General features: G+C 56.2%; 24 protein-coding genes and 3 pseudogenes. 11 read left to right on the top strand and 16 right to left on the bottom strand.

Annotation, left to right across the window (positions count from 1 at the left end; translation table 11 throughout):
• Window positions 1-85 precede the first annotated feature (85 nt).
• On the bottom strand, window positions 86-1,327 hold the full coding sequence (locus NLK60_RS11130) for a protoporphyrinogen/coproporphyrinogen oxidase (RefSeq protein ID WP_254807862.1): 1,242 nt from the start codon (window positions 1,325-1,327) through the stop codon (window positions 86-88).
• A gap of 294 nt (window positions 1,328-1,621) precedes the next feature.
• Here NLK60_RS11130 and NLK60_RS19630 point away from each other — a divergent pair.
• The 4 genes and pseudogenes from NLK60_RS19630 to NLK60_RS11115 form a co-directional block, all read left to right on the top strand.
• Window positions 1,622-1,759, top strand: a pseudogene (locus NLK60_RS19630) (NAD-dependent epimerase/dehydratase family protein); the annotation flags it as partial.
• 113 nt (window positions 1,760-1,872) lie between these two features.
• Window positions 1,873-2,634, top strand: coding sequence for an NAD-dependent epimerase/dehydratase family protein (locus NLK60_RS11125; RefSeq protein WP_254807861.1), 762 nt, complete (start codon window positions 1,873-1,875; stop codon window positions 2,632-2,634).
• Between the two features lie 154 nt (window positions 2,635-2,788).
• Window positions 2,789-4,201, top strand: a complete 1,413-nt coding sequence (locus NLK60_RS11120) for a sulfatase-like hydrolase/transferase (protein WP_254807860.1) — start codon at window positions 2,789-2,791, stop codon at window positions 4,199-4,201.
• Between the two features lies 1 nt (window position 4,202).
• Window positions 4,203-5,414, top strand: coding sequence for a glycosyltransferase family 61 protein (locus tag NLK60_RS11115; RefSeq protein ID WP_254807859.1), 1,212 nt, complete (start codon window positions 4,203-4,205; stop codon window positions 5,412-5,414).
• A gap of 198 nt (window positions 5,415-5,612) precedes the next feature.
• Here the strand turns inward: NLK60_RS11115 and NLK60_RS11110 are convergent, their stop codons facing one another.
• Window positions 5,613-6,788: a Fic family protein gene (locus NLK60_RS11110; protein ID WP_254807858.1), complete on the bottom strand. Its 1,176-nt coding sequence runs from the start codon at window positions 6,786-6,788 to the stop codon at window positions 5,613-5,615.
• Between the two features lie 525 nt (window positions 6,789-7,313).
• On the opposite strand from NLK60_RS11110, the gene NLK60_RS11105 reads away from it, so the two are divergent.
• Together NLK60_RS11105 and NLK60_RS11100 are read left to right on the top strand one after the other, a co-directional pair.
• A complete protein-coding gene (locus NLK60_RS11105) occupies window positions 7,314-8,690 on the top strand; it encodes a hypothetical protein (protein ID WP_254807857.1) in 1,377 nt (458 codons plus the stop codon).
• A 64-nt stretch (window positions 8,691-8,754) separates the two neighbouring features.
• A complete protein-coding gene (locus NLK60_RS11100; protein WP_254807856.1) occupies window positions 8,755-10,068 on the top strand; it encodes a CARDB domain-containing protein in 1,314 nt (437 codons plus the stop codon).
• 159 nt (window positions 10,069-10,227) lie between these two features.
• Here the strand turns inward: NLK60_RS11100 and NLK60_RS19800 are convergent.
• Window positions 10,228-10,317, bottom strand: a pseudogene (locus tag NLK60_RS19800) (DUF8008 family protein); the annotation flags it as partial.
• A 194-nt stretch (window positions 10,318-10,511) separates the two neighbouring features.
• On the opposite strand from NLK60_RS19800, the gene NLK60_RS11095 reads away from it, so the two are divergent.
• On the top strand, window positions 10,512-10,901 hold the full coding sequence (locus NLK60_RS11095; protein ID WP_254807855.1) for a type II toxin-antitoxin system VapC family toxin: 390 nt from the start codon (window positions 10,512-10,514) through the stop codon (window positions 10,899-10,901).
• A gap of 190 nt (window positions 10,902-11,091) precedes the next feature.
• On the opposite strand, the gene NLK60_RS19795 is transcribed toward NLK60_RS11095, so the two are convergent.
• Complete coding sequence (locus tag NLK60_RS19795; protein WP_484555220.1) at window positions 11,092-11,268, bottom strand: DUF8008 family protein; 177 nt, start codon at window positions 11,266-11,268, stop codon at window positions 11,092-11,094.
• 55 nt (window positions 11,269-11,323) lie between these two features.
• Here NLK60_RS19795 and NLK60_RS11090 point away from each other — a divergent pair, with 55 nt between their 5' ends.
• Window positions 11,324-11,599: a DUF433 domain-containing protein gene (locus NLK60_RS11090; RefSeq protein ID WP_254807854.1), complete on the top strand. Its 276-nt coding sequence runs from the start codon at window positions 11,324-11,326 to the stop codon at window positions 11,597-11,599.
• Between the two features lie 96 nt (window positions 11,600-11,695).
• On the opposite strand, the gene hepT (NLK60_RS11085) is transcribed toward NLK60_RS11090, so the two are convergent.
• From hepT (NLK60_RS11085) to NLK60_RS11065, 5 genes and pseudogenes are all read right to left on the bottom strand, one after another.
• A complete protein-coding gene (gene hepT, locus NLK60_RS11085) occupies window positions 11,696-12,148 on the bottom strand; it encodes a type VII toxin-antitoxin system HepT family RNase toxin (protein ID WP_254807853.1) in 453 nt (150 codons plus the stop codon).
• Window positions 12,145-12,609: a type VII toxin-antitoxin system MntA family adenylyltransferase antitoxin gene (gene mntA, locus NLK60_RS11080; protein ID WP_254807852.1), complete on the bottom strand. Its 465-nt coding sequence runs from the start codon at window positions 12,607-12,609 to the stop codon at window positions 12,145-12,147. The genes hepT (NLK60_RS11085) and mntA (NLK60_RS11080) overlap by 4 nt, the downstream gene beginning before the upstream one ends.
• A 236-nt stretch (window positions 12,610-12,845) precedes the next feature.
• A pseudogene (locus NLK60_RS11075) lies at window positions 12,846-12,983 on the bottom strand (DUF8008 family protein); the annotation flags it as partial.
• A 138-nt stretch (window positions 12,984-13,121) separates the two neighbouring features.
• Complete coding sequence (locus tag NLK60_RS11070) at window positions 13,122-13,628, bottom strand: DUF8154 family protein (protein ID WP_254807851.1); 507 nt, start codon at window positions 13,626-13,628, stop codon at window positions 13,122-13,124.
• Window positions 13,621-14,298: a nucleotidyltransferase domain-containing protein gene (locus tag NLK60_RS11065; RefSeq protein ID WP_254807850.1), complete on the bottom strand. Its 678-nt coding sequence runs from the start codon at window positions 14,296-14,298 to the stop codon at window positions 13,621-13,623. Before NLK60_RS11065 ends, NLK60_RS11070 begins: the two co-directional genes overlap by 8 nt.
• 532 nt (window positions 14,299-14,830) lie before the next feature.
• Here NLK60_RS11065 and NLK60_RS11060 point away from each other — a divergent pair.
• Entirely contained in the window at window positions 14,831-15,364 is a 534-nt protein-coding gene (locus NLK60_RS11060; RefSeq protein WP_254807849.1) for a DUF7437 domain-containing protein, read from the top strand.
• A 125-nt stretch (window positions 15,365-15,489) separates the two neighbouring features.
• Here the strand turns inward: NLK60_RS11060 and hepT (NLK60_RS11055) are convergent, their stop codons facing one another.
• The 5 genes from hepT (NLK60_RS11055) to NLK60_RS11035 all read right to left on the bottom strand — a co-directional run bounded on the left by hepT (NLK60_RS11055) (window position 15,490) and on the right by NLK60_RS11035 (window position 18,296).
• Window positions 15,490-15,918, bottom strand: coding sequence for a type VII toxin-antitoxin system HepT family RNase toxin (gene hepT / locus NLK60_RS11055; protein WP_254807848.1), 429 nt, complete (start codon window positions 15,916-15,918; stop codon window positions 15,490-15,492).
• Window positions 15,918-16,334, bottom strand: a complete 417-nt coding sequence (mntA, locus tag NLK60_RS11050; RefSeq protein WP_254807847.1) for a type VII toxin-antitoxin system MntA family adenylyltransferase antitoxin — start codon at window positions 16,332-16,334, stop codon at window positions 15,918-15,920. Before mntA (NLK60_RS11050) ends, hepT (NLK60_RS11055) begins: the two co-directional genes overlap by 1 nt.
• A gap of 265 nt (window positions 16,335-16,599) precedes the next feature.
• Window positions 16,600-17,586, bottom strand: a complete 987-nt coding sequence (locus NLK60_RS11045) for a DUF8008 family protein (RefSeq protein WP_254807846.1) — start codon at window positions 17,584-17,586, stop codon at window positions 16,600-16,602.
• Entirely contained in the window at window positions 17,579-17,836 is a 258-nt protein-coding gene (locus NLK60_RS11040) for a hypothetical protein (RefSeq protein ID WP_254807845.1), read from the bottom strand. The genes NLK60_RS11045 and NLK60_RS11040 overlap by 8 nt, the downstream gene beginning before the upstream one ends.
• Window positions 17,837-17,939: 103 nt before the next feature.
• Window positions 17,940-18,296: a hypothetical protein gene (locus NLK60_RS11035; RefSeq protein WP_254807844.1), complete on the bottom strand. Its 357-nt coding sequence runs from the start codon at window positions 18,294-18,296 to the stop codon at window positions 17,940-17,942.
• Window positions 18,297-18,470: 174 nt separating this feature from the next.
• Between NLK60_RS11035 and NLK60_RS11030 the strand changes: the two genes are divergently transcribed.
• Window positions 18,471-18,725, top strand: a complete 255-nt coding sequence (locus NLK60_RS11030; RefSeq protein WP_254807843.1) for a helix-turn-helix transcriptional regulator — start codon at window positions 18,471-18,473, stop codon at window positions 18,723-18,725.
• A gap of 39 nt (window positions 18,726-18,764) precedes the next feature.
• On the opposite strand, the gene NLK60_RS11025 is transcribed toward NLK60_RS11030, so the two are convergent.
• Together NLK60_RS11025 and NLK60_RS11020 are read right to left on the bottom strand one after the other, a co-directional pair.
• Complete coding sequence (locus tag NLK60_RS11025) at window positions 18,765-19,274, bottom strand: metal-dependent hydrolase (RefSeq protein ID WP_254807842.1); 510 nt, start codon at window positions 19,272-19,274, stop codon at window positions 18,765-18,767.
• On the bottom strand, window positions 19,274-19,909 hold the full coding sequence (locus NLK60_RS11020) for a Slp family lipoprotein (RefSeq protein ID WP_254807841.1): 636 nt from the start codon (window positions 19,907-19,909) through the stop codon (window positions 19,274-19,276). The genes NLK60_RS11025 and NLK60_RS11020 overlap by 1 nt, the downstream gene beginning before the upstream one ends.
• 1,061 nt (window positions 19,910-20,970) lie before the next feature.
• Here NLK60_RS11020 and NLK60_RS11015 point away from each other — a divergent pair.
• Entirely contained in the window at window positions 20,971-21,969 is a 999-nt protein-coding gene (locus tag NLK60_RS11015) for an ROK family protein (protein WP_254807840.1), read from the top strand.

The following is a 21,969-nucleotide window of genomic DNA, read 5'->3' as shown; positions in this document are numbered from 1 at the left end:
TCGAAGCCGGGGATATTGACGATTCGAGAGTTCAGCCAAACCGGCTCAGACGTCCAAGGTCGTATCGTCTCCGATGGAACTACGGCTAGTCTACAGCTTTGATTTCGTCGGCGACCTCATACGCACGCTTGACGATATCTTTGATCCAGATGTACTCGTACGTGCTCGTGCGACCCAGGGTGAATAGATTTTCGTACGACGAGAGCTGGGCCTGCAGCCGCTCGAATGTTTCGAGTTCCTCAGCGAGTGGAAGCGGGTACGCCCGTGGGGCACGTCTGATCTCAGCGGCGATCACTTCGACGTTGATTCCTTGCGCTTCGAGAAATTCCACGAGGTAGTGTTCGAACCAATCGTCCGGGTGTGCCCAGCGGTCGTCGTCTATGAAACAGGGGAACTCTGCCGTCAGGATGTACTCGCCGTCCGGAAGCGACTGTGGGGTGAATCCGTAATCGGTGAGTCGGGTGAACGCGTAGTCGTTCGGAAAGTATCCCCAGTCAACGTGGGGCGGAAACGGGCGTTCGTCGGCCACAATGTGGACACCAAGGATAACCATACTCCGGTAGCGAAGTTGGTCGCCCGAATCGACCAAGATACTTGGATCGATGGTGCTCACGTAGTTGTCCCCAGTGACCACGTCACCGCTTTCGGTTCGGACGCCCTCGACTTGGTCGTCGTCTGTGATCAGCCCTGTTGCCCCTTTGAAAACGACCTCACAGTCTGTGATCATCTCGGCGAGTACGTCTGCGTACGTTGCATCTGGGTAGTAAGCCCCGTTGCCGAAGAAATCACGTTCTGTTTCGGGGAAGTTGATCTTGAAGTCGAACCAGTCGCCGACAATCTGTTCTGGGTCGATTCCCCAGTGTTTCTCGGTATAATTGCGATAGTACCGCTCGTATAGTGTCGGGCCGACCTGGTCGAGCACGTACTCCTCGAAGTGTTCGGCATCGGATTGACCGGGTGCGGAAGCGAGTTCTTTACGTATCTCTTCGGCATCGGTCCACCGGTCGATGTTTTCTTCGCTCACCGGGTAGTGATGGGGTTCATTCAGTGTCCCCTGTGGGTACGTCGCAGCGTAGAAGTCGTGGTGGGTCAGGTCGGTAAGTTGTGAGAAGAGTTCGCCCACCTCGGGTTCGTTTTCTTCATCGTAAAACAACAGATGTGGTGCCGAGTCGCAATAGTATCCGCTGTCAAACTCAATCTCACGGAGGAGCCCACCGATCTCTCCTTTCTCGAGCAGTGTCACGGCCACCCCTCGCTGCTCGAGGAGGTACGCGAGCGAACAGCCTGCGACACCGCCACCGATGATGACGGTGTCTGTGTGTGACATATACGTTGCAACGAGCCTATGAGGTAGTAAGCGTTCGGGAAAATTCATTGTTTCTTTAATCTTCAACCCTGGCTCGAGCATCTTCCCTGATCCGCTACCGGAGTGGGAGCCCACGAGTTTACAGGAATTCGAAGAAAATACCCTCGAGTTCAATCATTTGAGAAGTCACCCGTGGGTACTGACAATCGAGGAAATTGGTGGTCTCTTCCTGTGTTTTGTGCCTGTGGGTACTGTATTGAGATTTTGAATCTCATGTGTGTCAGCATAATCACAATTTATTATGTATGAGTTACAATGACCGCCATGGCCAGAATATTTATTACTGGCATTGGGGGGTTTCTTGGAAGCCATCTTGCCGAATGGTTCCTCGAGCGAGGCCACGAGGTGGCGGGCAATGACACCCTAGTGGGGGGCTACATGGAGAACGTCCCTGAGGGGGCAGCGTTTCATCGCGTAGACTGCACTGACGTCGAGGCAATGAAAACGGCGATTGGGGGTCCGATGTCGTATACCACACAGCAGGGCTCTCGTATGAGGGCGCAAGCGTGTTCGCTCCTGCAGCCATCACCGAGAGTATTTACCAGGCAACATCTGCAACGCTCGCTGCGACGGCAGCCGAGGGCGTTGACCGGTTCGTCTACTGCTCGAGTATGTCGCGCTATGGCGAGAACGAACTTCCGTTTAGAGAGGAGATGGAGCCGAGACCGCAAGATCCCTACGCGGCCAGCAAGGTTGCCGCCGAGGAACTGACGAGGGTTATGGCTGAGTGTCACGGGTTCGAGTATGTGGTCGTTGTTCCTCACAACATCATCGGGCCCCGACAGCGCTACGATGACCCCTTCCGGAACGTTGCATCTATTTTTATCAACCGGATGCTCCAGGGACAACAGCCAATCATCTACGGCGATGGCGAGCAAAAGCGGTGTTTTTCGTATGTGGCCGATGTCGTTCGCCCGCTCGCGAAACTCGCTTTCCGGGAAGACGTTTGTGGCGAGACGATCAACGTCGGCCCCGACGATGAGTTCGTGTCAATCAACTCCCTGGCGGAGACGATTGCCGACATAATCGATTTCGACCTGGATCCTGTCTACGTTCGTGATCGGCCTCAGGAAGTGAAACTCGCGAACTGTTCAGCTGATAAGGCGCGTGAGTTGCTCGGGTACCGTCCACAGTACACTCTCCGAGATGGACTCGTCGAGATGGTCGACTGGATCGACGAACAGGGAACTAGAGAGTTTGAGTACCACCTTGACCTCGAGATCGTCACCGACGAGACGCCCGAAACGTGGAAAAACCAGCTGATATGAGAGATCTGAGTGTGGTACGGTCTCAGAATTTACGGGGATGGACACGCAGTGAGGAACGAAATCGAGCAAGCGTCCGAACAGTCGCTCACAAGGAGCCCACATTCGGACACTCACCGAATGCTATCAGAGAACGAACTCTGCTGGAGGCACTCCCGTGAGAAACGTCGTTTTGCTCTGTCTCGATACTGTTCGCAAGGATTATTTCGACGAGTTTGCGCCTCGACTGACTGAACGGGCTGAGGTAGTGTACCACCAGTGTCGCGCCGCCAGCGGATGGAGCGTACCGAGCCACGCGAGTATGTTCACTGGCGAACTCCCGCACGTCCACGGCGTTCACACTCACGCTCGAGACTTTACGCGTATTGACCTGACGGAGACGTTTCTCGAGGACTTGCCCGATCACGCTCGAATCGGCGTCAGTACGAACGCATATGCCAGTCGGTACTATGGGTTCGATTCCTTCTTCGAAGAGTTTTCGCAGGTACCCCACGCAGGTGCTCTTCAGTTCGATCACGCTCTCTCCCCGAGAGATCCTGACCTCTGGGACGTTGGCCACCTCGAGTATGTCAGACGGGCGCTGCAGGACGCTCATCCAATCCGCAGCCTCACCAACGGTGTGCTAGCGAAAGTGAATCCGTACGACCTCTTGTTTTCCGGCTGGCCATGGCCCGAAATCCAGGATAAGGGCACAAAAAAGGCTCTCTCGGAAGCGACATCCAGAATTCTCACTACAGAGTGCACCGACCGTCCGGTGTTCGCGTTTCTCAATCTGATGGATGCGCACGTTCCAATGTACCATCATCGGGGATTGAACCGCGAACTCCACTCGGTTCCAAACTCGTGGACGTCGAAAGGTGGGCCATCAGCCAAAGAGGTCAACCGTAATCCGGGACAGCATCACGAGTACGTCCGAAATTACGAACAACTGTACTCGGCATCGATCGAGTACCTCGATCGGCAGGTGGATGCATGGATCGACGAAATCCAGCGGCGAACCGAACATCCGACTACGATTGTCATCACCGCAGATCACGGCGAAAACCTCGGGTCGGCGGCCGATGAGGAGCGTTTCGAGCACCACTCGAGTCTCAGTGAGGCAATTCTTCATGTCCCGCTCGTTCTCATCAATCCGCCCGATGGGTATCCGTATACGGAGTCGAAACTGGTCAGCCACCTCGAACTCGGGGAGTTACTCGTACGCCTCGCTCACGGTGAGAGGTACTCCTTCGGCGACGAGCCGATTACTGGCGAAGTGATCGGCCATACGGGCGAGGACGCAGGCGGTGCCTACTGGGATCGACTGATCAGGTGTGCGTATACCGATCAACGGAAGATCCGCTGGGACAGCCTCGGCAGGACGGCAGTATTCGACCTCGATCTCGACACCGAGACTCGAGTAAAGCGAACGACGGCCGATGAGTTGGAGGGGTTTCCAATCGAAGATACCACGCTTTTCGAATCAGATATCCTCGCGAGCAAACGGATGGCGCTCGAGTGCGAACCACAGGCAGAACAGGTAGTCAATGGGGAACGAAAACGACAGCTTGCACAGATGGGGTATCTGTAACATGGCTCCAGATTTCCTCGAGCGGGCGCGGTATAAGTATCGCAAGGATGGGGTACTGGGGTTGGGCCTCGCGGGCGCGAAGGAGCCCTTTCGCCGGCGCCTTCTGGTTGAGGAGGACGATGCGGTGTATTCTCGTGCGTCAGATGTCATCCGCGTTGAAGAGGGTGCTAAATCACAGTTCCGATACGATGGCTTGCACGACCCCCCACACCCTGCTTTCATACCAGCCGTCGATGGCCAGGCAATCGCCACCCCACGGGATGTTTGTGAGTTTCAGGATGCGGTGCTGATTGGATCCGAGCCGATCATCAATCTCGATGGGCGATACATCTCGCCATCGGCGATCGGGACGGCAAAAGCACGTCAGGACGGGTGGAAAGAACGCGAGACGTTCGCCGCTAACGTCTCACTTACCGATGCAATCTTGGGATCGTATGCTCGAACCAGGCCCACGTCAACGGTCGACTCGGGGTTCTTGCTCACGGGTTTTTTCACCGGATTCGGCCACTGGACGTTCGAAGTCCTCCCGAAGCTCTGGGCCTACGAAGCCTACATGAGAGAAACGGGTGAAGAGCCGACACTCATCATCAGAGGGGAGTTGAGTAGCTGGCAGCGAGAGTCCCTGTCGCTGCTGGGGTATCCACTTGAGTCTCTCCAGCAGACGGGGAGCGATCCGGTTCACGTCCAGCAGTTGTTGGTCCCATCACACCGTTTTCTGACCTGGAGTCAGATACCTACGTACCCGTCCATGCGTGATCTCCAGTGGGTTCGCAATCGTATGCGACAAAATGTATCACCTGGATCGGGCTCGTTTGGCGACCGAATCTTCATTTCACGGGCCGATGCTCCACGGCGACGTCTCCACAACCGACGTGAGGTACTCGAGGTCCTCGAGGAGTATGCGTTCGAAGTCTACGAACCCGGCCGGCTATCATTTAGCGACCAGGTTCGTCTCTTTTCAAATGCGGAGATGGTTGTCGGCCCCTATGGTGCTGGCCTCTCGAACGTTATCTTTGGCGAGGATCCGACACTCCTCGAGATGGTTCTCGACGCCGAGGAAAACATTCACCACTACGTCCTGGCGAACCTGCTGGATATCGACTACGAGTACGTCTCCTGTCTCCCCCACGCCCAAGCAGGCGGCGAATTTCGACACAGCGACCTCGAGGTTGACACTGACAGGTTGCGTGAGGTTCTCGAGTCGATTCTTTGAGCGTCCATGGAGGTACTTGAGGTTCTACGGTTGAGTACTTGACCTCCTCCACGCCCTGAAGGACGTGGAATCCGTCCATCGGATTTCCGCCGAGTGTGGCGTTCGAGGTTCCAAACCGCACTCAAGGAGAACCGGTAGCATACCGGAGGAACTCTCGTTTATTAGTCGACGTTTTGAGTACTCGAGGGCGTTCTTTGTTCAGTATGTTTGTGGTGGCTGTTCGAGAATCTCGAAGATTTCCCTTGCACGGTATTCTCGGTTCCGTTCTTTCCCAGTCGTTTCCTCGAGGACACCCGCTTCCTCGAGTTTGTTGATCGCTCGATAAGCGGTCGGAGCCGTGACACCGAGCAACTCCTGGACAACGCCTGCGGTTAGATACGGCTGCTCGAAGAGCTTACACGCCAACCGAGCAGAGGTAGTTGAGATGTCGACGTATTCGTCTTCGTACTCCTTTTGCAAGGTGTGTAACTCTCGGGAGCGAAGCAAGGCTTCCTCGGCCTGATGCCGGAGGCCCGTTACGAAGAACTCGAGCCAAGCGTCCCACTCTCCGTGCTTGCGGACAGCGTTCATTCGATCGACATACGTCTCTTTGTGGCGATTGAAATATTCGCTCAGATACAGGATTGGCTGCTCGAGGTACGCTTGATCATACAGTTGTAATGTGATGAGTAGACGCCCGAGTCGGCCGTTACCATCTCCGTATGGATGAACTGTCTCGAACTGATAATGCGTGAGTGCAATATCGATCAGCGGATGGTAACTTCCACCTGTTCGGATATACGTCATTAACGCATCCATTAGCCCGTCAACTGCGCTCGGAACGGGTGGGACGAACTCTCCTAAGTGATTCGGGACTGTCTTGAACTCACCGATGGTGTCTGTATCTCGGCGAGTTTCTGGAACATCGAAAAGGAGCATTTCATGGAGGGTATGCAACAGTTCGATGGAGATTCCCTCACCCTGGTCAAGTGCGTTGATCCCGCTTTTGAGTGCTCGTTCGTAGTTGAGGACTTCTTGCACATCTTTCGTTTCATCCGAAGCTGTCGCTTGCTCGTCGACTGAACCATCACCGTCCAGCGATCGAGTCTCGAAACTATACAACGCGTTGTAATCGATATTTGCCCCCTCGATTTCGGACGATTCTATCGCTTCTTTACGAAGCAAAGACGTGTACAACACTGGTGCGAAATCAGTCTGTAGACTGAACCCGCTGAGCTTTCCGAGCCAGAACGTCGCCTCCGACAGGATCTCATAGAATTCTTTCTCGAGTTGAAATCCGCCCTCAGGTGGGAGTGGGTCGGGTTTATAATATGGTCGCTGATCATATGGTATAAGTCGCCCAGGTGCCTCTTCGGATAACTCCCTGAAGTACATTTGTTACTATAAGGGCATACTCACCACTGTTAGTTAAATCTGGCCTCTCTAATTTAAAGAGAACTGCGAGAATTCCACGGGTCACTGTATACCACGGGGAGGATGTCACGCCGTGAAACACTGTAGTGTGCCGTAACATGAAGGCGGTATCGTCGCAAGTATTGGTGAACTCGAGCCAGGGCTAGTCCGTTGGCATCGCCGTCGCCGGTCGAACTGGACGCGCTGGCACGTGGACGAAACTATGACTGTTATTCCACCTTTACAAGAACGGTTTGGCACGGATCGGTCGATTGACTGCCTCGATACGAACTCCCTTCAACGTACGCGAAGGAGGTCCAAGACCCATTCGGGACAGACGGGCGGTCGCTGGAAGCATTGTTCGTCTGTTCGATTACGCCCGTCTCGCCGACGGAGAACTCGAGCCAGTGTAGGCTGTGCCTCGTGTGACCGTCCAGAATCTCGTTCCGTTAGACGGGGTGGTCGCCGATGACTGATCGACGCCACTCAGAGCCGAGGCAGCGTTCAATGGAAACAGACGACCCGTCTCTCGAAGACCGGATCGACACTCTCGAGTCAGTACTCGAGAGCCAACGGGAGACGATCGAACGGCAAGCAGACCGACTCGAGGCACAGCGGGCGAAACTCGAACAACTCGATGGGGATACTCCCGACGAGGTCTGTGATAAACCAGCGGGAGGCCCGTCTGTCAGTCGCCGTTCGGCGCTGACTGGGATCGGCCTTGCCGGCCTGGTTGGTCTAGGTGTGACATCGGCCTCGGCGAGTCAGGTGGAGTCACAGGGACAACTCGGGACCGAAGACCGGCCGCTCGATGAGCTGTATACAACGTCGATTACGGGTGTCTCCGAAACCGATTCGAACGTGTTCGAACTCGCCGTCCAGGACGCCGACGATCCGAGCGAGGCCGGAAATATCGTCGCTGGCCACCCGAACAACAGCGTCGGGGACGTCAGCGGGGCGACGATATCTGGCGGTGGCGGTGACTTCGGCAGCGACGATGGCAACGAGGTTACGGGCATCTACGGGACGGTCGGCGGCGGGTTGACGAACAAAGTCCACGGAAATTCCGCGACAATCTCCGGGGGTGGTGACAACACCGCGGAGGGAGAGTTTGCGACGGTCGCCGGTGGGGCGGATAACGCGGCTGGAACCGACTACGCGTCGATTGGTGGCGGGGAAAATAATGCGACCAACAATCATCACGCGACAGTTGGCGGCGGTCAGGAAAACGTGGCGGATGAGCTCTGGTCGACGGTTGGCGGCGGTGTTCAGAACAACGCTTCCCAGCCGTTTTCGACGATATCGGGTGGCGCCGACAATGCAACGATGACGTCGAACATGCCTGGTATCCCCATGTACGGAACGATCGGTGGCGGCCATCGGAATGAGGTAAACTCGAGGTTCGCAACCATTCCCGGTGGGGATGAGGCCAAAGCCGATATGCACGGCCAGTTCGCCTACGCGAGTGGCAGTTTCGAAACGGCTGGCGATGCACAAGCATCGACGTACGTCCTCCGGAACGAGACCTCGGCCAGTAACCAGCAGGTTGAGTTGTTCCTCGACGGCGAGGAAGAACGAATCGAGGTACCTGTCGACTGCTCGATAGCGTTCACCGCACAGATCCTTGGACGAACGCTCTTCCACGAGGGGGCGTCCTGGCACATCGATGGATCCGTGACGAACGACGGAACGATGTCGACGATCCATACCAGAATCGTCAGCGAATTTGAAGACGAGGAGCTGGGAAGCGTCGATATTGGCTTCGACGATAGCAACGATTCTCTCGAGGTTTCGATCACGTCGGGCGTCGATAACAGTCGAGACACTCGATGGGTAGCGACGATACGGACGACCAAAACCGAATTCTCGAACGGGGGGCCATGACGTGGCATCGAACTCGATACGTGACCGAGAATTGGCGAACGCGAGCCGATCGAGGCGGCTCTTCGTGGCCCTGCTCGTCTGCTTGCTCGCAGTCGGCGCTTTGACGGTCGGGCTGGCTGGTCCGACACTTGCGGCCGACCAGTCTCTCGAGTGTGCCGACGGGTCCGGCGGCGGCCCGGTGTACGTGACCGATAGCGGTCTCGAAGTCACTGACAACGCCACCGGTGCCGATGAGGCATATCCCACGTTCCCGGACAACGAGACCGTCTCGCTCGAGGGCGCGGATATTGCGAACGTCTCATTTGTGGCGGCTGGTGCGGCCGAACTCCGGCTGGAAGAACGTGATAACGACCGCACCTGTGTCGCGGCAGTCAACGCATCGGCGAACGACGTCCTGATCGATCCCGCGGACACCCCAGGGATGACGATCAACGGCTCGCTCGAGGCACTCTTATTCGGAGATATTGACTTCGAGGTCGACGACGTGGCAGACCTGGCGTACGAGGCAAACGACTCCGTCACGTTAACCATCCACGACACCGGTCTCGAGGAGGGCGATTCGATCTCGATCGAGAGCCTGGATTCGGACGCCATTGACGAGGAGGTCGACGCCAGCTCGAACGGCACGCTTGTAATCACTCTCCCGGCCGGTGACCACCGCCTGTCGCTTTCGACGGCCTCGAGTGACGACGACTCCTCGAGTCCCCCACCAGCACCGCCAGCGCCACCATCGCCGCCGGACGATGATGACCCCGCCGCGTTCGAACTCTCCGAACTCGCGCTCGAGCCGACCGAGATCGAGGTAGGCGAGGAGATCACGGTGTCAGGGACCGTGACGAACGTTGGTGACGAGACGGGCTCGTACGAAGTGAAACTGCTCGTCGATGGCGAGGAGGTGGACAACGAGAGCGTTTCCCTCGCCGGCGGAAGTTCCGAGACGGTCGTATTCGACGCCGCGCTTTATCACCCAGGAACGGTACCCATCTCGCTGGACGACGAGTCAGTGGGTACGGTGACCGTCACCGAGGTGGAATCCGGTTCGGACGACGATGCAGACGAGGCCGATTCGGGGGCTGACGACGATTCAAGTGGGACCGACTCGGGAGCCGACGATGATTCGGGCGACACCGACTCGGGGTCTGACGACGCCGAGGGTCCAGGAGCTGACGCAGATTCAGGCGACACCGACTCTGGAGTCGACGATGCTGAAGGCTCGGAAGCCGATGACGGCGAACAAACGCCGGATCCGGAATCCACCATCGACGAGGAAAGCGGGACGCCCTGGCTCTTGATTTCGATCGGACTGGTTGCAACCGTGGCCGCAGGCGTCGCCGTGGTGTATTCCCAAGGGTACCTAGACCCGTATATCCCGGAGTGAATATTGGCATCTCGAGCAAAGGTAGCAGGCACCATCGAGCCCGTGAACAGTCGTCATCTTCGGAGACCAGTCTGAGGGTGTCCCGTTGTACGACTGCCGAGGACTGCTCGAGTGACCCACCCTCCAGTAGCCAACCCACCAACAGACCGTTCGACTTTTTATAATCTGCCGGCGTTCGGTGTACTCGAGACCGTTCTTTCGCTCGGTGCGCTTGCGAACCGCAAGGCAATGGTCCGACAGTTCGAGGAGGGGACGTGCCGAACTGTTTTATCTATTGACTTCGTGTATATTGCCATGGGAGTCTACGCTGATGACGTCACTGAGTTCACTCAGTCAAAGGAAATCAATGAAGATCGCCCACCATTAGGCGACCGTCTTCGCGGACTGGCTAACGAACTTGACATTGACTCCGTTGAGGAAGTCCGGCGTCTTCGCGAGCGGACATGAGGATTTTTCTAGATACCAATCTCTTCGTCGCCATTGTCACCGATGAGCCGGAGAGCGGTGAGATTGCCGCGGAACTTTTGAACACTGAACATGAGTTTTTAACATCAACACTCAATCTCATGGAACTCCGAACCGTTCTTACCAAGAAAAATCGGCTCGAACTCCCTGCTGCCCAGTCCATCCAAGACGAGATTACTCAAGATGTCAGTATCGTCATCCCAGATGCGTCTGATATGATGGATGCAAACCGCTTGCAGCAAGAGACCTTACTGTATCCACTTGACTGTCTTATCCTCGCGTGTGCACAAGGTCACGACGCTGAGCTTGTTTCATTTGATGGGGAACTCCAGGAAGCTGGTGCTCTCTCACCCACCGATTTGTTGTGATAATATCCGTAGACAACCGTCGTCCTCGGTGACCGGTCTGAGGGTGTCCCGTTGTACGACTGCCGAGGACTGCTCGAGCGATCCACTATCCAGTACCCAACCCACTAACAGACCGCTCGAGTGCGTGGTTCAGGTATTCGTGTGAGAGATGGGTCCTCTCTCGAGGGAGGGTATTTCGGGGTGTCCAGGGTCACTCGAGGATGTCAGCTGTCTCTGGTGGTGTGGTCTCACTCGAGTTTTCTGCCTCGCGGGGGATCTCTGCATCTACCGGGATGACCAACCGGTGTTCGGTGTACCCACGGGCGTTCGTTCGATGCGTTTGCGAACCGCGAGGCGATGCTTCGAGAACTCGAGGATGGGGATCCACTCCGATTCTGCCTCTCACAAAAACAGATAAACGAACGCAACCCGACTAGAGCACTATGACGATCGTCGCCGATGAAGACATCCTTGGCGGGGAACCTCGGATCGAGGGAACCCGGATTGGCGTCCGACACATCGCCGGGAAAGTGGTCGGTGGTGGGCAGACCCCAGCGTATGTCGCTGACCAGTACGATATCTCGCTGGCGTCCGTCTATGAAGCCCTTTCATATTATTATGCCAATATCGAGGAAATGAAAGGCTTCGAGCGGGAAAACGCGGAGGCGTTTGAGCGCGTGCACGACGATGGCTTGCAGCCGAAAGAGCCGGTCTCGTGACCGAGAGTATTCATCTCTTGCTCGACGAGCACGTCGGGCGGGTTTTCGAGCATCTCCTTCGAGAACGTGGGTATGTGAGCAATCCCATTAGGAACTTCAGCTATTTTCTGCTGACGAGTGTTCAAGGACGTCTTTTATTTCCCGGAGGTACCGAACAAACCACTCGAGTTCAGTTTGCAGGTGCCGATAGACGGCTGTATCGTCGATATCAGACCCGTAGTTATGGGCAAGGACGTTCCGAAATCCTGCAGCTTGTCGCATCAGTTCACTGGTTTCGTGTGAGAGGAGATCTAGCTCGTAGAGGGTAGTAAACCGGCCAGCATACGTTTCGGGCATTGGTGCGTCTGCACCAACAATGAGGATACCCGCAATGTCGAGACACGCCTCAATAGCTGTCTGGAATTCGCGTTCGACGATAGCTCGTTCTTCTCGATTATTTTGATAGGTCTCTGCATCGAGTGCTTGTTTTCGGGCCAACACCGTCAGTGCCTCTTCGATGTAGGCAGCTTTTTCAAGAATGCGAATTTCCTCTCGGGAGGAGACGTTCACACCTGGCCCTCCAACCGGTTCAGCAGCGAATCAAACCGACGCATGCGCTCCTCATGGGTTTCCTCCGCTTCTGGATACGAGTTCTCATAGTCTTCTTTGAGACGTTCACGGAGGGTGGGATTTTCGATAATCACGTAGCCGTTTTCGAGCGCCGCCAGGCCAACACCAGGGTGGATTGCCTCGAGGTCAGCAACATCAATGGCGTCGGTTCCAAGCGAATCAGTGAGTGACACGGTGAGGGAGATGCGTTGCTCGAGTCGTTCATCTGGGCCGAGATCAGCCTCAAACGCGACGGCAATATCGATATCGCTTTGGTCAGTAGCCGTCCCGTGAACTGTCGAGCCGAACAGAACCGCGAGGCGAACCGGGTACCTCTCGAGTACACGGGTGAGACGTTCGAGATCGATCTCACTCTCGAGAGGTGTGTTCGTGCCGTGATCTGAAGGCGGTGTCGACCCCATTACCTCGAATGTACACAGGGAATCGTTAAAATCGTTTGTCTCGGGTGGGGATGGCATTTCCAGATCTGCTTGGATTTCCGTGGGCAGTCGTCTTCGGTTGTTGGTTTGGGTATCTCGTCGTGTGACTGCCACAGACTTCTCGAGCGGGCCACCCTCCAGTACCCAACCCACCAACAGACCGCTCGAGTGCATGTTTCAGGTATTCGAGTGAGATGTTGATCCTCTCTCGAGAGAGGTTATTCGGGGGTGTCCATGGTCACCCGAGGACGCCAGGTGTCCGGGGGCTGTGTCCTCGAGGGACCTGTCTCGCCGGGGATTTCCACATCGTCGGGGATGATCAATCGGCGTTCGGTGTACTCGAGGGCGTTCGTTCGCATGACTGCGGGAGAATCCTGCTGTTCACAGCTAGACCCTCCCCAGCGTAGCAGGCCGAGTGCCTCGGAGACTTGACCCCCCGAAGCGGTTCACCCAGTTACTCGCGAGCCACTCAATCCGTTCGAGAGCGTGCCTCGTCACACTGGCATTCGTATGCCTGCTGGCTGGAACCGCTTTACGTGATCATGCATTGCTACTGCGAGCGCAAACATCGTCTCTGCTTGCCCTTTTGTCGCAACTGTACTCCGATAGTACGCTGCAGACCGATTGTCGAGATACAGCGTTTTGAGCCGGTGTGCCGTCTCGTCGGTGAGAACACCGAGTGCCGCAGCTCGATCGTACGCTCGCTTGTGGTTTTGGAAATTGTTGACTGTGTCGTTCGAAGCCAACAACGCATAGAACTCGAGGGTACGCTCGATGGCAGCAAAGGACATCTCGATCACGCTCGTGTGGTAGCCGTTGTGTTCACGGAGCGTTCGACAGGCTTCAAGCAGCCGGCACGCTTTCCGAAGCTGGATCGCCGGTGGTTGGTTTGCCTCTGGATTAAGGCCAGTTTCGTATGTGGGTTCGCCGGCAGGATAGCCAGAAAAAGCGTCCTCGGCCCGATCGAGCGTCTCGAGAATCGAGCCCGCATCTTCAGCCACTGGTCAACACCTCGCGTTTGAGCGCCTCGAGCGCCTCCGTTTCGTACAGTGTGATGGCGTCTGTGAAGATCTCTGAAAGCTGATCAGCATAGCCTCTTGCAGAATCAAGGGTTTCGACGAGTACTTGGAAGGTATACCGGTCGCCGTCGAACGGGCGCTGACTCAGCTCCTTTGCAATCTCGTTTCCCCGGTGTCGTTCCGCTTGAGAACCAGCCACGAGAACCCAGAGGTCGATATCACTTTGGCGGTCGGCCTGGCCTCGAGCGACACTTCCAAACACGAGGATGCCTCGGACGTCATCCAGTTCCGATCGAAGTTTTTCAATCGCCGCTTGGACTGGATGGTGAAACTCCGGCTGTGGGATCTGCAGGACAGGATCGTCCGGTTTGGACAGGAGATCGCGGTTAATTCCTACTGGGCGTCGGTTCCCTTCAGCCGGTGCACTGACAAGACCGTTCGCCTCCAGGACATCGACGGCGCTCTTCGTCGAATACGTCGAGTGATCGGTGAGTCGACTCAATTCACGGATCGTGAACGTCTCATATGGGTTATCGACGAGTAGCCGAAGGATATCATTCGTCGCTTTGTGCCGAAACAACTCCGGGTGTTGGGCTGGTATAGGGAGGGCAAGTGTTGCGGTATCGTCTGCTGACTGTGAATGTTTTGTCATACCTAACACGTTTGCTCTTACAACACAGTATTCCAAATAGTTTCTGGAGGATCACCGTTCTCTGGAGTGGCTCGATAGCTCGTGGACAACCGTCGTCTTCGGTGCCCGGTCCCGAGATGTCCGCTTGAAAGACTGCCGAGGACTGCTCGAGTGACCCACCCTCCAGTAGCCAACCCACCAACAGATCGCTCGAGTACGTGGTTCAGTTTTTCGTGTGAGAGATGGTGGTCCTCTCTCGAGGGAGGTTATTCGGTGGTGTCGTGGTCACCCGAGGACGTCAGCTGTCTCCGGGGGCTGTGTGTGCTCGCTCGAGCCCCCAGTCTCACCGGGGATCTCCACATCGGTTGGAATAATCAACCGGCGTTTGGATGGCCGCTGTGCGAGGTGGTGTCGCTCCCAAGGGGGCCTATGTAAGCCTGTATTTTTGTACAATGTGTGAACGACAACGGAGTGTTTTTCGGGAACAAGTCGTATCGGCTGATAGCTGACCAACAGAAGAGCTATTACGAATAGCGTATAATTCATAATCAAGATGTCTCAATCAACGACCCCTCCTGAGACGCCACCAATTGAGCAACTCAGAACGCTCATTGACCTCCTGGAGAATCCCTCGCTGGCCCAGATATACGTCTACGTGCTTCAGTCGGATGGGGCAACCGTCGAGAACCTCATCACTGACCTCGAGATCCCCCAGGGAACTGCCTACGAGTACGTTCGAAAACTCGAGGACGCGGGTCTCGTAACGAAGACGCGTGAGGAGCGCCCATACGAGTTTGGCACTGAACCGCTTTCGATCACACTCAGCACAAATGGCGAAACACGTGTGATCACGGCCGAACTCGTCGACGCAGTTGGTCGTCGTGAGACTGATGGAGACATCGATGTCTATCTCGACCGACATGGGATCGACGGCCTTGCAACCGCCCTCGAGTACGCTCACGAGTACGTCGATGGCACTGTCAACCACCGAATCATGGCCCGCGAACTCGACCTGTCTCCGCTTGAGGCGGAAATTATTCTCCAGGCACTCGAAGCAGTGGTTCTCGAGCACCGTTACGACGAATGAGGAGAGCGTACATCGTTGAATAAGGTGTCCTGACCGCTCCACAATCGAGATTGTCATAATCGAGAAATCGCAAAAGGCCGTTCACTAACAATGGGTTTCACAAGAGTGTTGAATTAATTGGGTATTCATTCTCTTTCTGTTTGCAACCACTGGGCAACTTCCTGTTGAAACTGCTCAAACCATTGGAGATCGTCTTGCAGAACATCGTAGACGACATCGTGGTCAATTTCACCGTACCGATGGGCGAGGAGATTTCGAAATCCAACAGCCTCCTCGAGTTTCTTTCCTGTTGGCTCAGTTAGTATCTCTGCTTGGACTACTGCATCGATCTCATCTCGCGAGGTTTCTGCAGATGTGTGGCTGTTGTCAGCCCGAATATGGGCTGCCAGGTCAATACACGATTGGATTACATTCATCAGCGAACGTTCCACAGCCCGTTGGAGGACAAAATCATCGAGGTACTCTTTTCGAGAGACACCACGCATTTGTTTCAATTCGTTCGTATACTGGTTCACCTGTTCCAGTTTCGTGATGATGACGTCCTCGTCGACCATTAAACGTCACCTTCAGCGAGGCGATCAACGAACGATCGCCGTTCTTCGATGCGAGATGCTTCCGAGTCCTCGAGGCGATTTTTGAGGCGGCGCTGATCGGTGGCTTTGACCGTCTCATCACCATAGAGAATCGTCCCCTTCTCGAGAGCGTTCAGTGCGATTTCGTCCGGCAACGCTTGGAGATCGCTGACGTCGACGAACGCCTCTGCGCACCGCTGAAGATGTGCATCGATGCGGTTTCGCTGGCGAAATCGCTCGTGTCGAGTCCAGTCATCGGGGAAGCGAACACAAATATCGACATCAGAGCTTTCTGTTGGGTTCCCGCTCGCATACGATCCGAACAAAACCGCATAGGTAACTCCCGTGGTTCGGAGATGATCACGAACTGCCTCGAGATCCACGGTGGCCTGTCCCATGAATCCCCATTTGTCCGGAACTGGCTTATATTATTCCACGTGGGTGAGCATTGATCGCTCGAGATTCTGGCCGTGTCTCTGCCGTGGACAGTCGTCGTCTTCGGGACACAGTATGGTGGTGTCCCGTTGTATGACTGCCGCGGACTGCTCGAGTGACCCACTATCCAGTAACCAACCCACCAACAGACCGCTCGAGTGCGTGGTTCAGTTTTTCGTGTGAGATGTGGGTCCTCTCTCGAGGGATCTCAGTTAGGGGTGTCCATGGTCATCCGAGGACGTCAGCTGTCTCCGGTGGCTGTGGACTCGAGCCCCCAGTCTCACCGGGGATCTCCGCATCGGTTGGGATGATCAGCCGGCGTTCGGTATACTCGAGGCCGTTCTTTCGCTCGGTGCGTTTGCGGATGGCCACGCGATTGTTCGAGAGGTCGAGGAGGGCGTCGATGGTCCTCGAGACGAGCTTTTTGGCATACGAATCACTGACACCACGCTCCTGGCGACGAATCCAGTGTTTGAGATCACTCGCTTTGACGTACTCTTTGATCGATTTGCAGCCGTTCTCCCAGGGGTTGTCACCGACACTCGAGTCTACGCGTGCTTTCCAGAGGTTTGCGGCGAGTCGCGTGGGCAGGGCGTTGGTGGTCGAGCGGAGCATCTCATCGTCCATGCGGGCGAGTTGCTGGATCGGGAGGAGATCACCGTGAGTGAGCGTTGGCGAGCCACCACGCTCGAGCGGGTCCTCGTGTTCGGGGAGTCTCACGTACGTTCGACCGTCCTCTTTGGTGAATCGCTCGAGGTGGTCACCCTCGATGTCCAATTCCCCGGGGTCGACACCCTCGGCGAGCAGGTGGGCTCCTTTCTCGAGTTCGCGTGCCTGGAGTTCCTCGATACGGCGCTTGTTCGAGCCCGTCCGTTTGGCTGTGGCCTCGGCGAGGGCTTTCGTCCCCGTGGTTTCTGCCTCACACGCCTCGAGGCGGTCTCGCAATCGCTCGTTTTCGGCCTCTATCTCCATAATCCGTTCTGACTCGAGTGCAGCCATCTGTTTTGGCTCGAGGGCCGTCCGTGTCTGCTCGAGTGTGTTTGCTGTTCGCTCGAGTTTCGTCTCCGTCTGTTCGAGTTTCGTCTCTGTTCGCTCGAGTTTCCGCTCCGTCTCCTGGAGGTCCGTTTCGAGGGTTTCGACCCCATCCGATAGTCGGCGGTTATCCGCCTCGAGTGCAGTGAGTCGCTCGCGAAGCGCCTCGAGACCCTCAGTCATCGTCTTCGACCTCCGTTGTCGCTGGACGCGAAGCGGGTTGGTTATCGGTGGGTGTGACTGGGAGCCCCTCTCCATCCGCACTCGAGAGGGTGACTGACTCGAGACACTCACAGCCAACGGCGCGCCAGGTGCCATCCCGACGTTCGTATTCGACTCGTGCCCACGGGCAGTCTGCGTTGGGCTGGTGTTCGAACACGAGTTTTCGTGAGCGGCCACCGTGTGGCGTCCACTCGAGGACCAGGTCGGTCACTGTCCCACCTCCTCGAGGAGCCTGCAGTACGCCTGCTCGAGGTCGCCGGGGGTAACGGGATGCTCGAACTCGAGGGTGATCCGGGTGACTCGCCTCGAGGACTTCATCGGCTCACCTCGCTGGGGTGGGCGATCGAGGCGTCGATCAGCAGTGGTGGCTTCGTCCACCCGCGTTTCTGGTCGACATAGGCAACCCAGTCACGGACTGCTCGTGGAGGAAGTGATTCGACGTGCTCGAGGACTCCCTGAACGCGGAACCAGTAGATTGGGGCGTTGGAGGGGAGGTACCGTTCCGGTGGCTGGTCGGTCACGTAGATCGTCGAGGATCGTTCCTCGAGGTGATGGTGCCCGCCTTCAGTGTCCTCTCCGAGGTAGGTGTACTGGGAGCCTGGTAGCTCGAGTGGGATGTTCGTTCGTGGTTCAGCCGAAATGGTTTCGTGCGTGGTCGTAGTAGTTGTCATTGCCTTAATCCAAGGCACAGGTCTGGTGTCTCTAGCACCAGGCCACAGATTTTGGTGGCGTCCTGTGCTATCTGTAGAGAAACGAGATGAGGTATTAAAACTTGTGCAGTCTGCACATGCTTATTAACTGTTTGATAAGACAAGTCTAAGTGCGTACGATTGGGATATATGCATATGGCGGTTGCACAACAGCACGTATCGATGGATGCTGACGACCTTCGGCCAGCTGATCAGGAGATTCTTGATGAGTTACAGCATGGTCGGGCGACGAAGGGGGCGCTCGTCGACTGGACCAGTTACTCGAGAAACACCATTTACAATCGCCTCGAGGTACTCGAAGCAGCTGGCTACGTCGAGTGTGTCCATGAGGGAACGCGTTTATTCGAACTCGTTGAAGATCCGCGCGAACACGAAGATAGTACCAACTGAGCCGCTATAATTGCTTTTTACAAATTGATTGAGTGAGGGTTACAGACCACTCGAGGCTTCTGACTCACTCCAATACCGTCGTCCAGCCCAGAGAGCCACGGCGATGGTGCCGGCCACCAGGGCGGGCCACCGATCGCTGCTGAGATAGAGCCCACTCGAGGGCGGCCGGTAGCTCGAGAGCGGCCAGAATACGGCGTAAGCCTCACCCGTGGGTGTCAAGAGGGCGATGTCGAGGACGAGGTGAGTGACAACGCCGATAGCCAGCAGGATGATCGCCTGTTTCCGATATCTGGGGGCCAGCAGAAGTGATATGAGGAGGATGACGATCACGGTGCCGAAGAGGGTGTGCAATGGCGACCACGAGAACGGCACTCCGAGCAGGTGGGCGACGCGCCAGTCTGGAACGAAGAGCCCGATCTTCACGAAGTCGGGAGCGAGCGCACCGAGCATTACCAGCGTCACCTGTTCCGTTTTGATCCAGTCATACCGGAAACTGAGGCTGACGCCGACGATGTAGCCTACCAGGACGTGTGTGAGGACGTCAGCCATTAGCGATCACCTCGTTTTGTGGTCCGATCTGCTTCTGTTGTGTTGGATTCGTGCGCCCCCTCGAGGTCGGTTTCGTCGAAGGAGAGTGACTCTGTGTTCGTGTCTGGCGAGTCGTTGTCGCCTTGAGGTTTCGAGTGCGCTCGAGGGACGAATGCGAGTGTCTCCCGGTCGAATCGCCACCCCGTGAGAAACCGGCCGGCGACCCAGAGCCCGCCGAGGAATGAGACGAGGAACATGTAGCTCCTGTCGTCCGGACTCTGGGTTAACCCGTGCTCGACGACGAGGGTGTTCTCGTCCTCGAGCGTTCCAAAGATGGTCACGTGGTCGCCCGTTTGGAGCGAGCCCTCGAGATTTCGTACCTCGGTATTCGCGTCGACGAGGGTGAACCGACCGTAGCCGCTGGCGCGTGTTGCGATTGTCACCGGGTCTGTATCGACGATACGACCACCGAGGACGACCTGCTCACCGACGTACGTTTCTGGGGTTGGGGTGACTTCGACATCGGTGGGGTACTGGTGCTCGAGTGGATCGTTTGCTGTAGTTCCGGCAACGAACAGCATTCCGATCAATAGGGTGAATAGCAGCACTCCGGCCAACAGTCGTCCATGTTGTCCGAACGGTTCACTTGCAGCCATCTCTCAGAGGCTGGTTATGGCGAGGTATAGGGTTTCTGAATCCGTGATTACTTGGGATTCGTTCGCTCTCGAACCACTCACGGTTTGCTCGAGTCCTTCACGACGGGAGACGGTTGGTAGCCGAGATCAGCTTTGAGTCTGGTGATGCTGGCTTCGCTAATATGGGGATAACCGACGCGTTTGTCGAGGTAGGTAATGTTCGGTTCGGGTAGCTCGAGCAAGGGAGGTATAATGTCTCTCAAGTAACCAATCAAAATCAATCGCCTATTATGAGTCGGCTTTTAACTCGGAGTCTGACGTTGCCATTGAAACAATTGTATGATCTGATTGAAACGGACTGTCTATACCAAGAGGGCCACTGGTGTACGAGCGTTTGACCTCACAAGGGTGAGGGTAGAACCTATGACAGAAAATAACGTTCCGATAGCCGACAGTGTATCACGACGCTCCGTATTGCGAAAAGGAGGAGCAGCAACAGGCGCACTCGTCGTTGCGGGGACGGTAGCGAGCGGGAGTGCATCAGCACAAAGCGGGGGCGTTGGATTCATAACATCACGTGGAAGCGAAGGAGTGCACACCATCAGTGGGACAAACGAGTGGTCAGTCGAACGCACCCCCGACTGTAATGACCAGGGTAATACCCAGCGTTACCCGGGATACGAAACTGGCCCCTTCACAATCTTCTCTGGAACGGATTTGGAGCCAGGGGAGGTCGAATTACACAATATTAGAGAGTGTGGTCACGGGGATCTTTATTATCAGGGGGAGCCCGTAGATAACCGTCAGGATGAGCGTATGTGGCGTGTAAACATTCGGCCTGTCGAATAGTTCTATATTTGACTTAACACTGCTCACATCTATTTTCTAATCTGTGGAGGTTTGGACATAGAACCTACAAGGGGGAACGCTGAATTCATGCTCTACACTTAGCTACCAACTTCTAACGTTCACTTAGGGTCTGAACAAGGCCAAAAGACGGTGTCTTCTCGCTACCAACGGTTGCACGCCGTACAACCCATATCACCCAAAATAACTATATGGCTGATTTGGATGTATCTCGTATGGCTTTCGTCGCTCTCTTCGGCATTGGCAGCACCAATTTTCACGCTACTATCGGCACGCCGAACGGCGATTTTGTCTCTGACGTCTCGAGCGAACCGACCCAGCCCCACCGACTCGAGACCCAATTGCTCGAGCGACTCGAGGAAATGCAGTCTCTCAGATCGCTCGATGCGGTTGCCATCTCTGCCCCGGGGCTGGTGGATGCTGAGGCAGGTCACATCCGAAAGTTCGATACGCCCGCGGGTGACCTAATCGAACACATTGATCTGCGGACGCCGATCGAATCTCGCTTTGATTTGCCGGTGTACCTCGAGAACGACTGTACGGCCTCTGCACTCGGCGAGTGGTACTTCGGACGACGGGAGGATCACGACTCGCTGATTCACCTCACCTTCGGGACGGGAATCGGCGGTGGCGTCGTCGATCGCGGTCATCCCCTTCGGGGCGAGTCAGCCCAGGCCGGGGAGTTCGGGTTGCTGTCGGTGGCTCCAGAGAGCGAGCTCTCGAGTACCGGCGTCACCGGTGCCTGGGAGGCGTTCTGTTCGGGCCGGGGGATTCCAGAGTACGTGGCTCACCGACTCGAGACCGATGACGAGTGGTCTGCAGATGAGAGTGTGTTCACGCGGAGGGTGGCGGAGGATGCGGAGCTCAGTGCGCCTGTCGTTTTCGAGGACGCCAAGTCGGGCGATGCGTTCGCTCAATCGTGTTTAGCCCAGATCAGTCGCTACAACGCTGCCGGCGTCGGCACGCTCTGTAACGCGTTCAACCCGGGGCTTGTGACTCTCGGTGGTGGTGTGGCGTTGAACAATGAGGAGTGGCTACTCGAGGGGCTCGAGCGCCACCTCGAGGAGTTCTGTTTCGTCGATCAGCCGACGCTTGCCCTGTCGCCGCTTGGTGAGAACATTGGGTTGTACGGGGCGTTGGGAACGTATCGTGATCGAACCGGGAGGCAGCCGGGTGTGGAGGTTCCGCAGTCGGCCTCGAGTACGACGGACTAA

This window comes from Natronosalvus amylolyticus (assembly GCF_024298845.1).
GTDB lineage: Archaea > Halobacteriota > Halobacteria > Halobacteriales > Natrialbaceae > Natronosalvus > Natronosalvus amylolyticus.
The sequence above is the reverse complement of the archived record's forward strand: the minus strand, read 5'-3'. Positions and strand labels throughout refer to the sequence as shown.